Here is a 14,777-nt window from a genome sequence, read left to right as displayed (position 1 = left end):
GATGCTCCACCACCTGGGCCGTCGTCATCGGCGTGGTGAAATACAACTCCACCGCACGCTCTCGTTCCTCAAGACTGAACATACGAAAATCTTTCCGTTCGGTCTCCAAGAAAACGTCCGCAGCCCCGAGCAAGCTATTCGTGAAATATATTTGCGCCCATTTGAAGAATGTGTGAAATACGGTAAGGCGACAGCCGTGATGAATAGCATGAACTTCATTGGTGACATGTATGCAGGAGCTCATGAAGGATTGCTGACTGAGGTATTGCGTAATGAATGGGGCTTCCGTGGCAAAGTTCTAACAGATATGGATGAAGGCGGAGCTTCCGCTGGTGTCAATGCCGCGTTGCGGGCGGGCTGTGATGCTTGGCTCGGAGGCACGCATGTTGTTCGGGCTAAGACTGACGCAGATATCTATTATTTGCAACGTGCAGCGCACAATAGTCTGTATACCTATGCGAGTGGCACCCTTGTTGGTATCACGCCGGTAAACTGGCGTGGATATATTGCGGGGCTTACTGTTGAATGGATGCTGTTGGTGGCAATCAGCTTGTTTGCCATCGTCCAAAGAACTCGCAAGCCAAGGAACGTCGCGGCCAAGGAGGTAACTACCGTTCAGTAGTGCGATTTCTTAACTGAGTCTCTTCCTCTTCCTCCGGTTGTGGCCGGGATGGGCGTCTCCTCCGGACACCCATCCCGGCCACAACCGTTCGCGCTATGTACTGTGATGAACGAGTAATCACCAATCCAACCAGCTTGCAGCGTCGTCGTAGGTCATGGTGATGCGTTTGCGGTAGTCCTCGATGAACTGTTGCGCCCCAATCAGCGCAATGGTGTCGTGATTGGATTGAACCGCGGATTCGAATGCGTCGGGGAGCAGTCGCACCAAGGTTGCGAATCGGCGGATGATTTGGTTCCCGTCCATATCCATTCGGTCGGCGAATCGTTCCAAATGCTTGCGTCTGAGCTGCAGCAGGTTTCGCCGGCCTCCGATGTTCATCGCCAGTGTCACGCTGGCGGCAAGCCTGCCATGTCCGAGATAGGGGAATATGGAAGCAAGGTCGTAGAGTGGCGCAAGTCGTACGGATTCCCCATCGAGCAGCAGCGAGTAGTTTTTCGCATGACTGTCCGTGGCTCCGAGCAGATAACTTACCAGGATTCCATCAATGAAAGCTCTGATATTGCTTTCTGCCTGACCGGGTAGTCCATGTGTGCGAAGCATTGCCGCGTACGCTTCCGAAGTAGGGCCATTATGCTCCTCGTATTTCAACGAGGCCGGAAGCCCGAGTGCTTGGGTGAAGTCTTCCTGATGCAGCGCCTGTACCCGTCCGTCATCGGCGATTCGGCGATCGTACCGCTCGCTGATGATGGCGGGGACGCCGTCGAACAATCGGAATTCGGTATTGGCTACATGCAGTCCCAGGGCCGCGGCGATACGCATGGTGAGGTGCTCGTCGAATGCCTGCAGAGGAAGCGTGGTGATGCCGGGCTTGATAATGTGCGTGGTGCGGGCGATGCCATTCGTGACGTACCAAGAACCATGGTGTAGTCTGAGAGCGATCTTGCCTTGCTGCCCGGCAACGGACCAATGCTCCGTTGCCGTAGCCGGTTGCAGGCCGGTGGGTGCGGCGGTCCGAAGGCGGGTGGCGATTTCAGCGTCGCTGATGGGGAAGAGTGAGTCGTTTTCAACCGGCAGCTGCGGTGTTGTGGATAGTCGAAGAGCGCCGGTGGCATCGAAACCGATGGATTGCAGGAGGTCGAATGCGACGGTCGAGCGAGCATGATGCAGACGAGCCGCTTCCTCTCGTGCTTGGGGAGATTCCGGCACAAGGGCTTCAAGGAAATTCTCCGGAGCCTTGCCGATGTGCTCGTTCTGGATGAGCGGCATGGATAGCGATATCGGCGTGGGGTCGACCGTCCACCGGTATTCGTCGTTATATCGGAAGTGCACTACGCCGTTGGGATCTTTGAGAAATACGCCGACTGGAGTTTCGCCAAGAAACGCATACAGAACATCGTCGCTCATCAGGGTCACCATTCATATGGGTCGGTGGGGTGAGGCGTTTTGCGCACATCCAGTGACAAACCCAGTGCGGAAAGCATGCTGAGAATAGTGGCGAAGCCCGGATTAGGTACTCTGCCATGCTCGAATTCGATCAGCCAGCGCCGGGATACGCCAAGCTTTTCGGCCATTTCGGTCTGGCTGATACCTTGCCGTTGCCGTTCATCCTTGAGCAATTGCGCATAGCCGCCGCTAGTCATCACCAACATGTGAAAAATATATCACACAGCACATATACTGTGCAATATATTGCGCTTCTGGTGTGATGTGCAGAATATTGCACTACCGCTTCGGCAGCAGCACCTGCAGCGAGAAGATGCCGGCGTCGTCACTCACGCTCAGGGTGCCTCCGTATTGCTCGGCGGTGTGCAGCATGCTCTTCATGCCGAACCCGTGCCGTGCCTTGTCCCGCTGGGTGGTGACCGGCAGTCCGGCCCGGAACCGCAGCCGGCCCTGATGGTAGTTCTGCACCTGAATCATCACCAGATCGCCCTGCCCGCGGATGATGACGTTAATGACGCGCTTGGCGGGGTCCTTGAGCTCGCTGACCGCGCGAATGGCGTTGTCCATCGCATTGCCGAACAGCGCGTAGATGTCCTCCATGCGCATGAAATCCAGTGCCGTGCCGTCCGCCATGCAGGTGAGCTGGATGCCGTGCGACTGGCAGAACAGCCCTTTCTCCATGAGCACGATGTCCAGCGCGCGGTTGCCCGTCTTGACCGCCGTGTCGTAGATCATGATGGCCTGCTCGGCCTCGTTGAAGTACTCATCGCGTTCCGGACTCTCCCGCATCTCACGTAACGCCCGGATCTGATGCTTCAGATCGTGGCATTTGCGATTGATGATGTCGATGGTCTCCTGCGTGAGCCGGTACTGCTTCTCCTGCTGCATCAACGTGTACTTGACGCTGTCCAGCTCCTCCTGCAGCCGCATCTTGGCGTGGCCGTTGAGCTGCGCCCACATGATGTAGTAGCAGCACAGCGCGTCGCTGATGTGGTAGAACACGTCACGCATGGTGCTCGAATCATGCTCAAGCACGCTCAATACCCAGATGAACAGCAGGATGCAGGCCATGGGGAACAGATCATTGAGGGACGTCCGATAATGTCCGTTCTCTGGTATCGTACGGGCGAATGCCATATAGAACCCGGCATATACGGTGGTGTAGATGAGTACGATGACAACGCCGTTGGCGAGACTCATGCCACTTCCGGTGCCAACGCCTTCGGTGAGCACCCGATACACCATGAAGCACTCGTACGCCGCATGCTGCATGGCGTTGGCGCATATCGTGCAATAGACCGCCTCAATGAATGTGCCTTTCATACAGCATGCGACCAACGGTACGCAGATGATGCCGAATGTGGCCCAATACAGCACTTCCCACGCCTCGCCGGAAGGCAAGGTGATGAATTCGCCGGCCCCATAAACAAGCGCGATGAGAGCGATCGTGCATCCGCTGAATCGCCAGGCGAATCCGCTCCTTTTCCGTACGTGCGTCATGAAGATGCCACAGGCGATGATGAGCTGCACGATATAGGATATCCGGTCCCACGGCGCGAGAATCATGTTCAATTCACCCCTCCCATGTAATCCGCCAGCGCTTCCAGGAACGCCTTCTTCTTCGGACGGCTCATCTTGAGCCAGTCGTCGGCCACGCGCACCTCGTCGCCACTGACCGAAGACACCTGCTCCATGTTGACCAGATAGCAGTTGTTGCAGCGTGCAAACGACAGCCCTTCCAGCTTTTCCTCCCACTCACGCATGGAGCCTCGCTGACGGAGCAACCCCTGTGCCGTATGGAAGAACAGGTAATGCCCGCGAACCTCCACATAATGCAGTTCGTCCGACTTGACGGACATGAAACCGTCCGCCGTGGGAAACACCAGATTGCGTGTGCGTCTGTTGCCGATCAACGTCAGAATGGAGCGCATCTTCATGGACAGCGAATAGTAGTTGACCGGCTTCAGGATGAAGTCCAGCGCCCGCACCTCGTACCCGCGGATCGCCATCTGCGCCATGTTCGTCACGAACACCAGCGGCACGTCGGCGTCCAGTTCACGCAGTCGATGGGCTGCGGATACGCCGTCCTGCTCGGGCATGTCGATGTCCATGCAGATCAGGTCATAGGAATAGTCGTAGTCGGCAAGAAAGGTGGTCGGCGAATCGAACGCGATCGGTTCTATCGGTACGCCGAGTTCGCCGGACAGCCGGCGGAACGCATCGCTCAGCGTCTCCCGCTCGCGTTCCTCATCATCGATTATCGCGACTTTGGTCATGGACGTTTCCCGTTCTCCCTTACGTAGCTTCGATTATAGAAAACGCCTGTGCGATTCGGGCCGGCCGCATGCGCAGGTTATGACCGCAGTGACGACAGGTTACGCCAACGTCCGGTTGTCGCCGGTGCCGCTCCGGCATCATGAACCATGACATTGATGTTGCAAAACGACCGCCCCGCACTGCAGGCGAGACGGAACAACAGGATCATGAAGGACAAAGGAGCCATGATGAAGGGACAGTCGAGACTGCTGTGGCGCGGCCTCACGTCGGTGGCGGCAACGTTGCTGGTGTTCGGCGTGTGCGGCACGCAAACGGCACTGACCTATACCGGAACCATCAATTCCCAGCTGGGTACGTCATCCACGAAGATCGTGTCCGATGGCACGAGCAGCGCTGACACCGAGTACTACAAGAGTTCGTACGGCGAGCTCAACGCCGAGAACCTGCAGAAGCTCATTAAGGACGCCTATGCCGAAGCGGTGACCTCGCAGGAGGAAGGTTCGGTGCTGCTGCGCAACGAAAACGACGCTCTGCCGATGAAGGCCGGCCGCGTGACACTCTTCGGTCATGCCGTGGTTCAGCCGGTCTACGATCCGGGTGGCGCCAACAGCGCCGCAGCCGAGAACCCGGACATCACCATCGATCTCAAGGAAGCGCTGGAATCCGCGGGATTCAAGATCAATGACACGCTGTATCAGGCGTATGCCAAGAGCGACACCACCCGTGTGGCCAGCAACAACCTGCAGATCTCAGGAGATCCCCGCACGCCCGGCAAGCAGCTGCCCGAACCGGTGCTCGGCGAGGAACCCGCGTCCTTCTACACCAACGACCTCAAGTCCAGCTGGCAGAACGACTACAACGATGCCGCCATCGTGATGCTCGCCCGTGAAGGCGGCGAGGACACCGAGATGATGATGGAGGATCCGGAAGGCATCAGCTCTCTGAGCCTGCACCAGGACGAAAAGGACCTGCTGCAGATGATCAAGGATTCCGGCAAGTTCTCCAAGATCATCGTGCTGCTCAACAGCGCCTACCCGATGGAAGTCGAATGGCTGGACGACTACGGTGTGGACGCCTGCCTGTGGATCGGCAACCCCGGCAACCGCGGTTTTGAGGGCGTGGCCAACCTGCTGACCGGCAAGGCCAACCCGTCCGGTCGTCTGGTCGACACCTACGCGGTAAGCTCCCTGTCCTCTCCCGCCGCGCATACCAACAGCCAGAACATCACGCAGTGGACCAACAAGGATCAGGTCGTTTCCAGCGTGACGGATAAGGACATCAACGTACAGAACGTCGCGGTTCAGGCCGAAGGCATCTACGTGGGCTACAAGTACTATGAGACCCGCTACGAGGACACGATAATCGACCCGTCCTCCGGCGCTTCCAGTGGAGTCGGCGCCACCAATGACGCCTCCTCCTGGAAGTACGAGAACGAGGTGAGCTACCCGTTCGGTTACGGCCTGAGCTACACCACGTTCGATCAGGAGCTCACCGGCGTGACCTACGACGAGGACAAGGACCTGTTCACCGCCGAGGTAAAGGTGACCAACACCGGTGACGTGGCCGGACAGTCCGTGGTCGAGCTGTACGCGCAAACCCCGTACGGCGACTACGAGCGCAAGAACCTGGTGGAGAAGTCCGCCATCCAGCTCGCCGGCCAGGGCAAGACCAAGGAGCTCGCTCCGGGTGCGTCCGAAACCGTCAAGATCACAGTGAACCGTTACCTCCTCGCCAGCTACGACTACACCAAGGCCAAGGGTTACATCCTCTCCGCGGGCGACTACTACTTCGCCATCGGCGACAACGCCCACGACGCGCTCAACAACGTGCTCAACAACGTGCTCGCCGCCAAGGGTGCCGCCGGCATGACCGACATCGACGGCAATGCCGTGGATGGCGACGCCGCCAAGACCTATCACTGGTCCTACGACAAGATCGACACGGACACCTACAAGTACTCCGATACCGGCGAGGAGGTCACCAACCAGTTCGAGGACGCCGACGCCAACTACTGGCAGAAGGACGCGGTCACCTATCTGACCCGTTCCGACTGGAAGGGCACGTTCCCCACCGAACCGGTCCAGATGACCGCCACCGACGAGATGATCGAGCTGCTCAAGGGCGACCTGTACAAGAAGGCCGATGATGCCAAGTCCGTCAGCGATTACACGCAGGGAGCCGATAACGGTCTGACTTTCGCCAAGATGAAGGACGTCGCTTTCGACGACGATGACACCTGGAACAAGTACCTTGATCAGATGACGCTGGAGGAGATGGTCAACCAGCTGCCAGATCTGTTTGGCGGCAAGGCGCTGGACTCCGTGGGTCTGCCGTCCTTCGTGTCCGGCGACGGCACCGCGTCCATCGGCGCGAACACCTACGCCAAGGAATATGGCGACACCCGTGAGGTCACGCTGTATCCTTCCACGATTGTGGAGGCCAGCAGCTGGAACTACGAGCGCATGCAGCGTCGTGGCGAGCTGCAGGGCGAAGAGGCGCTCTACTGCAAGATGCCGATGTTCTGGGCCGGCGGCGGCAACATGCACCGCACCCCGTTCGGCGGCCGTAACGGCGAGTACTATTCCGAGGATTCCACCATGATCTATCTGGACGCGATCGCCGAGCTGACCGCCATCCAGGCAAAGGGCGTGGCCCCGGGTATCAAGCACCTTGCCGGCAACGATCAGGAGCTCTACCGCGAAGGCCTGAACGTGTTCTTCAACGAACAGGCATTCCGCGAAGGCGCACTGAAGGCCGAGGAAGGCGTGCTCACCAACGATCGCACGCTGGCGCTCATGCACTCCTTCAACCGTCTGGGCGTCGTCTGGGCTTCCTCCGACGAAGCCCTGGTGACCCAGGTCATCCGCAAGGAATGGGGCTTCAAGGGCCTGCAGATCACCGATGGCATCGCGGGTGGCAGCTATAAGATGCACTTCGCCTCGTCGCTGGCGGCAGGCACGAATATGTACTGCCTAGACTTCGGTGACACCTCGGCTGCCGGCGTGTTGCAGGCCATCAAGAACAACGATGACGGATACCTGTACGGCAAGCTCCGCGAAGCCGTGAAGTACAAGCATTACACCCTTGCCCACTCCATCCTGATGAACGGATTGGACGCCAATTCCAAGGTCGTCAGGATCATCCCGTGGTGGCAGTACGCGCTGTATGGCGTTGACGGCGTATTCGGTCTGCTCACGGTGGGCTGCGCGGTCATGCTGGGTCTGACCTCCCGCCGCAAGAACGTCTCGGTAATCGTCCAGAACACTCAGTCAGGAGAATGACATCATGACCAAGAACAACGCATTCGCCGGCATCTTCTCCAACCGGACGGTCGGATTCTATATCGGGCTGGTCGGTGGATTGGCAGCCATTGCTTCGCTGATCGTCTACTTCATGTATGGCAATGCCTCGGGCGATGGCACCAGCCTATGGATCGTCATTCCGCTACTGCTTGTGGTGGCGGCCCAAGTGATCACCCTGTTCGTGGACAATGACTGGATCGCCGCCTTCGCCCCGGCCGTATGCATGGTCGCCCTGTGCCGGTTCGTGATTGACAGCGTGTACACACTCGTCGGTTACTTCTTCAACTTGACGATGTTCGGTGACTTGAGCATGATGCCGTGGATCGCCAAGGTCTGCGTGCTCATCGCCATCACCCTGCTTGCGCTGATCGTCTCCGCCTTCATGCGTAAGCGCAAGGCCTGACCGGCTACAAGCTATCCCTCGGCTGCTTCCCTCAGTCCGCTTCGTGGCCAGCTCCCTCCCAGAGAGGGAGCCTGTCCTGACTTCTGGCTCCCCTCGTTGAGGGGGAGCCGTCATCGAAGCTGACTGAGGGGAGTCCACCACCACTCCGGCCCCACTCACTCCAACTTTCCCCTACATCCCAAAGAAACGAAAGCCCCCATGCACGCCATCGAATTCAACCACGACTGGTCCTACCGCCACCTGAACGCCTCGGACGAAGCGTTCACCCCGGTGACGCTCCCGCATGACGCGATGCTCAGCGAACCGCGCACCCCGCTCGCCGCCAGCGGCCTCAACTCCGGATGGTTCGAAGGCCGCGACTACGAGTACGTGCGCCGGTTCACTCCCGGTCCCGAACTCGCCGGCCAGACGATGATCCTCGAATTCGAGGGCGTGTACCACAACGCCGAGATCTGGATCAACGGCGAAAAGGCCATGTTCCGCCCCTACGGATACACGAACTTCACCGTGGACGTGACCGACCGTCTCGTCATCGGCCGGGAGAACGAGATCCGGGTCATCGCGCGCAACGCCGACCAGCCCAACTCCCGCTGGTACTCCGGTGCCGGCATCTACCGTCCGATCACGCTATGGACCGCACCACACAGCCATATCGCCCTCAACGGCGTGTCCGTGCGTACCGCATCCATCGGCTCGCCGGACGGCACCAAGCCCGCGCAAGTCGAATTCACCGTCGAGACCACCGCACCCGGCACGATTTCCATTGCCGTCGACGGGCTCCCGCCAACGACCTCCACCAGTGAAGGCAAGGCCGTCGTCACCCTCGAGATTCCCAACGCCCGCCTGTGGTCGCCGGACGAGCCGAACCTGTACACCGCTCACATCACCTACGCCTCCGCCGCCGACCCGGCCGTCACCGACGAAACGGACATCACCTTCGGCATCCGCGAACTCGCCTGGGGTTCCGACGGCTTCACCATCAACGGCAAGCGCGTCATTCTCCAGGGCGCCTGCATCCACCACGACAACGGCGTGCTCGGCGCCTGCGCCTACGCGGACGCTGAGGAACGCAAGATCGCCCTGATGAAAGCCAACGGCTACAACGCCATCCGCTCCGCCCACAACCCCTGCTCCAAGGCCCTGCTCGACGCGGCCGACCGGCTCGGCGTGCTCGTCATGGACGAATACATTGACCACTGGTACATCCACAAAACCCAACACGACTACGTGGACTACTTCGACCAATGGTGGAAGGCCGACCTGACGGACATGGTTCTGAAGGACCGCAACCATCCGAGCGTCGTTCTGTACTCCACCGGCAACGAGGTGGGGGAGACCGCCCAGAAACGCGGCATCGCGCTCGCCGGCGAGATGACCGAGTTCCTGCACGGGCTCGACCCGACCCGACCGGTGACCTGCGGCATCAACATCTTCTTCAACTTCCTCACGTCCATCGGCGTGGGCCAGTACTCGGACAAGAAGGCCGCCAAGGAGGCCGCGGCCGCCGAAAAACGCCGTGCCGCCGGCGAATTGGAGGACAAGCACAAGGCCGTGGGCAGCGAGTTCTTCAATCGTCTGGCCGGCCTGCTCGGCGCCGGGTTCATGAAGACCATGGCCACCATGCCCATGTGCGACTGGGCCACGCGCGATGCCTTCGCCCGGATGGACATCGCCGGCTACAACTACGGCATCAAGCGCTACGCTCATGACCTTAAGAAATATCCGGACCGTCTCATCCTCGGCTCGGAGACCTTCTGCAACGACGCCTACAAATTCCGCGAATTCGTCAAGGGCAATCCCCGGCTCATCGGCGACTTCGTCTGGGCCGGTATGGACTACCTTGGCGAAACCGGCATCGGGGCTTGGGAATACGAGGATTACGCAAGCCTCAACATCGAATACGGCTGGCTCACCTCCGGATCCGGCCGTCTCGATCTGACCGGCAAGCCGCTCGGCGAGGCGTTGTACACGCGCGTGGCGCTGGAAGCGGAGCCCGGCCCGTACATCGCCGTCAATCCGGTCAACCACACCGATCACAAGCATTCGCCCAGCGCATGGAAGATGACCGGCGCCCGTGACTCGTGGAGCTGGAACGGCTGCGACGGTGCCAATGCCAACGTCGAGGTGTACGCTCGCGCGGCATCGGTGGCGCTGCTCATCAACGGCAGGGAAGTCGGTCGCAAGGAACTCAGGAACGATTGCCTCGCGCGATTCACCGTCACCTGGCAACCGGGCGTCATCGAAGCGGTCTCCTACGATGCCGGCGGCCGTGAAATCGGTCGCAGGTCGCTCACCAGCGCCTCCGAACGCACCGAGCTGGTCGCCGAGGCCGAATGGGCCGGTGCCGCTGGCCATGCCGATGGCGATTGCGCTGATTTGTCCGCCGTCAACAAGCCGGTGACGGTCGCGCCGGGCCGTCTCGCCTTCGTGCGCGTGCGGTATGCGGACGAACACGGCATCACCAAACCCCTCGAACGAGGCACATTGCGCGCGTCCGTCAACGGTGGTGCCCTGCTCGGCTTCGGTTGTGCGGCACCCTGCAACAAGGGCAGCTTCGTAATCGGCGAAACCGGCACGTACTACGGAGAAGCGCTCGCCGTGGTGCAGGCCCCCGAAACCGCGGTATCCGGCGACGTCGTCACCCTGACCGTCACCGATGGCGCCCACACCGCCATCCTCACCATCCCCGTCGCTTAATGCGCACGGTGAATCCCTCGTCGCCGTGCGTTGCTCCCCTCAGTCACCTGCGGTGACAGCTCCCCTCAGAGAGGGGAGCCGGATTTGTGCGTTTATGGCTCCCCTCTCTGAGGGGAGCTGTCGAACGAAGCGAGACTGAGGGGAGCTCATCGCGCCCCACTCCAACAGTTAAGGAATCCAGCCATGTCCCAGACCGAAACCGCAACGCAACCGCAATCCACAAGCCCGCTTGCCGCATGGTGGCAGCGCTTTTCCGCCAAGCACAAACTCGTCGCTCAGTTCGTGATGTTCTACGCATTCTCATTGTTCGTGACCGTGCTGCAATACGCCATGCTCACCTTCCTGCCCGGCCTGTTCTACCGGTTCACCAACTGGTGCAACATCCCCGCGCAGCTCATCCATCTCTCGCTCGGCCCGGTGGACACATACGTGTTCGACTATCCAGTCACCGGCGACGCCACCGGCGGCATGGGATACTTCGCCGCGTTCGCCATCACCCTGTTCGTGGCGCAGTGCGTGAACTTTCCGATGCAGCGCAACATCACGTTCAAGTCACACGGCAACGTGTGGTTCCAGATCGCCTGGTACGTGGTGGCGTTCGTTCTCATCACCATCGTGTGCAGCTTCCTGATGGGCCTGTACGTACCGCTGCTCAAGGGGCTGGTGCCGCCGGCCGTGTACAACATCCTCATCACCGTGGTCAACGGCGGCGTGCAGATGGTCATCTACTTCCCGATCTACAAGATCATCTTCCCCGAAGGCAAGTAGTCGGTATCTGCTGTTGCGGAACTACTCCCCAGTCGCACGGTGCGACGGTTTTCTCTGACCGGGAAAGTCGGGGAGGGCGCCCATACAAAAGGACCCCAACCGTCATGGTCGGGGTCCTTTTCGTCTCGTTAACGCTCACTATGAGCGAAGGGTCACTCGGTGACGGCCTTCTTCAGCAGGGAGCCGGCGGAGATGCGCACGCCGTAGGAAGCCGGGATGTTGATGGTCTCGCCGGTGCGCGGGTTGCGGCCGGTGCGAGCGGCGCGCTTGACGCGCTCAGCGGAGAAGAGACCAGTGAGCTTCAGGCCCTCGCCGGACTTCAGAGCCTCGACGAACACGTCCTGGAAGGCGTTAACGGCAGCCTCGGCCTGGGCCTTGGTCAGGTTGGACTTCTGGGCGATCTTCGAGACGAGATCAGACTTGTTGTATGCCATAAAGCATCCTTCTTGGGTCAGGGGACAAGCACTGCCGCTTGTCCGCGTTCATCACATGATGATAGCGCATGCACCTGCCTAAACCCGCATTTTATAAGGCTTTTCACATCTTTTTTCCGTGAAATCGGCCCGAAATGAGCGCGATTCGACCGGTAAACGGAAGATGAACCACGGTACGGCCCGATGCGAGGCTCGATGAGGTGGGGATTTGTTGACGATTTGCCGGTTTTTGGCACAAAATCAAGGGTTCCGCCATCGTAATGGAACGTCATGCTGGGCCGCCGCACCAGGGTGCGGCACTGGCAGTCGCATCTTCCGCCTCCATCTCGGTCAATCACACCAGATTGCGCTGGTCCAGCCACTTCATGGCGGCCGCACCCAGCGGCACCCTGAGCCAGTAGAACACCACGCGATGCAGCAGCGTGGCGGACAGCGCCACGCCCTGCGGCACACCCACCGCCACGAACGCGAAGGTCAGCGCGGCCTCCACGCCGCCCAGGCCACCCGGCGTGGGCACCGCCGAACCAAGGGCGTAGGCCAGCATGAACACGAACGTGGTCTCGATGGGATTCGACGAGTAGCCGAAGGCCTGCAATGCCGCCCAGAACGCCAGACCGGTGGTCACGTTCTGGAACAGGGCGCCCAGACAGCTCACCGTGAGCTCGCGTGGTTGCGAGAGCACGTCCAGCAGCTGGTTGATGTAGGTCTTGGCCAACGGCATCAGACGCCCGGTCACCCAATGGCGCAGCGGCGGGATCATCATCGCCACGCTCACCACGGCCACCACCGCGCCCAGCACGATGACGAGCGTGTTCGTCGGAATCGCGCCGGTGAACATGTTGCGGCCGGTGAACAGGCCGATGAGCACCAGAATCGCGAAGTACACGGCGTAGTAGACCACGAGCGCGGCGCTCATGATGGCGCTGGCCTGGGTGTTGCGATAGCCGGACTTGCGTAGGAACTGCAGGTTCACGAAGGAGGGGCCCACGCCCGCCGGCATGGACACCGTGGCGAAGCCGCCGGCCACCTGGCTCATGAACACGCCCGTATTGTCCCGTCGGTCCGCATCCATCAGCGCGCCCAGCGAAATCGAGGAGCCGATCCAGCCGCACACGCCGAAGGCCACCACCACCAGCGCCATCACCGGGTTGGCGTTGGTGATCGCGGCGATGATCTCCTCGGGCTTGAGCTGGGTGAAGACCACCACCACGGCCACGATGACCAGCAGCATGGTGATCATCGAGCGCCAGGAGAAGCGTGCCAGCGTCACCTGTTCGGGTTGTTCGGCCACCTCCTCGTCAATCAGCGCATTGATGCCGCCGCGCAACGAGGCCAGCAGCTGCTTGTCCCACGTGTCCAGCGCGCGAGTGGGGGAGGGGACGGCCACCTTCTGGATGAACGGCACCAAGGTCACCAGCACCGCGTCGCCCCATGCCTCGCGGGCGGCGGCGATCGCGTCGTCCACGCCGATGAGCGCCGCGAACAGCACCAGCAGCTGCACCTTGTCCAGCGCGATGTTGGCCGGGGCGGAGGCGTTGTCGCCGTTGAGCCATCCGGCGATGACCGCGGTGCCGTCGTCCAGACGGGCCAGCGTGTCCGGGGTGATGCGCCGATGCGTGTATCCGCGGCGGTTCGCCACCGAAAGATAGCGCATGTACGCCACCGCGTCCGCCTTAGTGAGGGTGCGCAGGTTGGCCGGCAGTTCGATGGTGTGCGCGTCCAGCACGAGGATGGCCGACTCGTCCGTATCGGCGATGCCGTAGGGGGCGGGGGCCGGCAGCTTGATGTTGTGCAGGCCCAGCAGCATGGCGAGATGATGCTGCACGGCCTCGCGCACGGACCGGTCGCGCCTGATGGACACGCTGGTGAATCGCGCCCAGTCCCACAACTGCTTGAGATAGCCGGCCGTATGGGTCTGCGCGTCGATGACGGAAACGATGAAGCGGCGGCCGTTCGTGGTCTCCAGATCGTAGATGCGCGAGCCTTCGGCGAGGTCGTCGTCCAGGGTGGCTGCCAGCGAGCCATGGCCGGCGAGCGCCGGCTCCTGATGACGGATGAGCGAGGCCGTGTCCAGTCCGATGCCCTTGAGCGCGGTCACCAGGTCGGCGCCCCACACGCCGGTGTTCTGCGTACCCATGAGGAAGCGGATGAACATGCCCACCGTGCGTCCCGCCGCCAGCGATATCAGCATGCCGGTGACCGAATGCCAGGAGAGCATCACCATCACCGCCGCCGTGATGTAGAGGATGTTCCAGCTCCATTTCACGCTGGAGCGGATGCGCCGTGGCCCGGCCACGGTCAGGAAGGCGGCCATGCCGGCGTAGATGTCCGGCAACAGGCCGGAACCGAACGTGGTGGTGGCGGAGATCAGCGCCACGGGCAGGGTGCGGTCGTTGAGGCCGCTGATGAGCAGGGAAATGCCCCAGACCGTGCCGTATCCGGCGAACATGGTCAGCGCGGAGACCGCCGCCTCCAGCCAGGCGCGCGTAAGCAGCAACTGGCCCAACACCATCACCACGATCACGATGGTGGACAGTTGGGTGAGCACGGTGGAGGGGATATCGGCCAGCCAGTTGATGGCACGGGCCGCGGTATGCGCGTCCGACTCCATGCCACGGGTCATGCCGCCCAGATATACGGCGAACACCATGACCACCGCAGCCATGAGCAGGGAAAGCCCGGCGCGCGTCAGATCGGCGAAATCGCGCGTGCGGCGCGGCGCCACATCCTCGATGACGGGACCGGTGGAAGTGCCGTCCTGTTCGCCCTGCTTGGAATCCTGTTGCCGGCCCCGCGTTGGGTCCTGCGGTTTGTCCTGCTCGTCCTGCTGG

At 61.0% G+C, this 14,777-nt stretch carries 11 protein-coding genes; 5 read left to right on the top strand and 6 right to left on the bottom strand.

Annotated features, from left to right (window positions below):
- A partial coding sequence (locus JS536_RS11070; RefSeq protein WP_276310851.1) for a glycoside hydrolase family 3 N-terminal domain-containing protein occupies positions 1–622 on the top strand: 622 nt, incomplete at its 5' end.
- Between the two features lie 117 nt (positions 623–739).
- Here JS536_RS11070 and JS536_RS11065 read toward each other — a convergent pair.
- From JS536_RS11065 to JS536_RS11050, 4 genes are all read right to left on the bottom strand, one after another.
- Positions 740–2,026, bottom strand: coding sequence for a type II toxin-antitoxin system HipA family toxin (locus JS536_RS11065; protein ID WP_214356963.1), 1,287 nt, complete (start codon positions 2,024–2,026; stop codon positions 740–742).
- A gap of 5 nt (positions 2,027–2,031) precedes the next feature.
- Complete coding sequence (locus JS536_RS11060) at positions 2,032–2,271, bottom strand: helix-turn-helix transcriptional regulator (RefSeq protein WP_214356962.1); 240 nt, start codon at positions 2,269–2,271, stop codon at positions 2,032–2,034.
- Between the two features lie 73 nt (positions 2,272–2,344).
- Positions 2,345–3,631 carry an ATP-binding protein gene (locus JS536_RS11055; RefSeq protein ID WP_214356961.1) on the bottom strand — a complete coding sequence of 429 codons (1,287 nt, stop codon included), beginning with the start codon at positions 3,629–3,631 and terminating at the stop codon, positions 2,345–2,347.
- A 2-nt stretch (positions 3,632–3,633) separates the two neighbouring features.
- Positions 3,634–4,341: a LytTR family DNA-binding domain-containing protein gene (locus JS536_RS11050; RefSeq protein WP_214356960.1), complete on the bottom strand. Its 708-nt coding sequence runs from the start codon at positions 4,339–4,341 to the stop codon at positions 3,634–3,636.
- Positions 4,342–4,566: 225 nt separating this feature from the next.
- On the opposite strand from JS536_RS11050, the gene JS536_RS11045 reads away from it, so the two are divergent.
- The 4 genes from JS536_RS11045 to JS536_RS11030 all read left to right on the top strand — a co-directional run bounded on the left by JS536_RS11045 (position 4,567) and on the right by JS536_RS11030 (position 11,512).
- Positions 4,567–7,623 (top strand): glycoside hydrolase family 3 protein, encoded by a 3,057-nt coding sequence (locus JS536_RS11045; RefSeq protein WP_240544376.1) that lies wholly within the window; start codon positions 4,567–4,569, stop codon positions 7,621–7,623.
- A 4-nt stretch (positions 7,624–7,627) separates the two neighbouring features.
- The gene (locus JS536_RS11040; protein WP_217625159.1) at positions 7,628–8,047 is read left to right on the top strand and encodes a hypothetical protein; all 420 of its coding nucleotides are present in this window, start codon (positions 7,628–7,630) and stop codon (positions 8,045–8,047) included.
- A 198-nt stretch (positions 8,048–8,245) separates the two neighbouring features.
- Entirely contained in the window at positions 8,246–10,744 is a 2,499-nt protein-coding gene (locus tag JS536_RS11035; RefSeq protein ID WP_214356958.1) for a glycoside hydrolase family 2 TIM barrel-domain containing protein, read from the top strand.
- 183 nt (positions 10,745–10,927) lie between these two features.
- Positions 10,928–11,512: a hypothetical protein gene (locus JS536_RS11030; protein ID WP_214356957.1), complete on the top strand. Its 585-nt coding sequence runs from the start codon at positions 10,928–10,930 to the stop codon at positions 11,510–11,512.
- A 152-nt stretch (positions 11,513–11,664) separates the two neighbouring features.
- Here the strand turns inward: JS536_RS11030 and JS536_RS11025 are convergent, their stop codons facing one another.
- Positions 11,665–11,946 (bottom strand): HU family DNA-binding protein, encoded by a 282-nt coding sequence (locus JS536_RS11025; RefSeq protein WP_094667237.1) that lies wholly within the window; start codon positions 11,944–11,946, stop codon positions 11,665–11,667.
- Between the two features lie 334 nt (positions 11,947–12,280).
- On the bottom strand, positions 12,281–14,680 hold the full coding sequence (locus JS536_RS11020; protein WP_346427483.1) for a YbhN family protein: 2,400 nt from the start codon (positions 14,678–14,680) through the stop codon (positions 12,281–12,283).
- Between the last annotated feature and the right edge of the window lie 97 nt (positions 14,681–14,777).

It is taken from the genome of Bifidobacterium sp. SO4, from assembly GCF_018555355.1.
Taxonomy (GTDB): domain Bacteria; phylum Actinomycetota; class Actinomycetes; order Actinomycetales; family Bifidobacteriaceae; genus Bifidobacterium; species Bifidobacterium miconisargentati.
This window is presented reverse-complemented; position numbering and strand designations above follow the sequence as displayed.

Excerpts from the sequence above, each read along its gene's own strand:
- JS536_RS11065 (WP_214356963.1), bottom strand. The coding sequence starts at position 2,026 with ATGAGCGACGATGTTCTGTATGCGTTTCTTGGCGAAACTCCAGTCGGC.
- JS536_RS11060 (WP_214356962.1), bottom strand. The coding sequence starts at position 2,271 with ATGTTGGTGATGACTAGCGGCGGCTATGCGCAATTGCTCAAGGATGAA.
- JS536_RS11055 (WP_214356961.1), bottom strand. The coding sequence starts at position 3,631 with ATGATTCTCGCGCCGTGGGACCGGATATCCTATATCGTGCAGCTCATC.
- JS536_RS11050 (WP_214356960.1), bottom strand. The coding sequence starts at position 4,341 with ATGACCAAAGTCGCGATAATCGATGATGAGGAACGCGAGCGGGAGACG.
- JS536_RS11045 (WP_240544376.1), top strand. The coding sequence starts at position 4,567 with ATGATGAAGGGACAGTCGAGACTGCTGTGGCGCGGCCTCACGTCGGTG.
- JS536_RS11040 (WP_217625159.1), top strand. The coding sequence starts at position 7,628 with ATGACCAAGAACAACGCATTCGCCGGCATCTTCTCCAACCGGACGGTC.
- JS536_RS11035 (WP_214356958.1), top strand. The coding sequence starts at position 8,246 with ATGCACGCCATCGAATTCAACCACGACTGGTCCTACCGCCACCTGAAC.
- JS536_RS11030 (WP_214356957.1), top strand. The coding sequence starts at position 10,928 with ATGTCCCAGACCGAAACCGCAACGCAACCGCAATCCACAAGCCCGCTT.
- JS536_RS11025 (WP_094667237.1), bottom strand. The coding sequence starts at position 11,946 with ATGGCATACAACAAGTCTGATCTCGTCTCGAAGATCGCCCAGAAGTCC.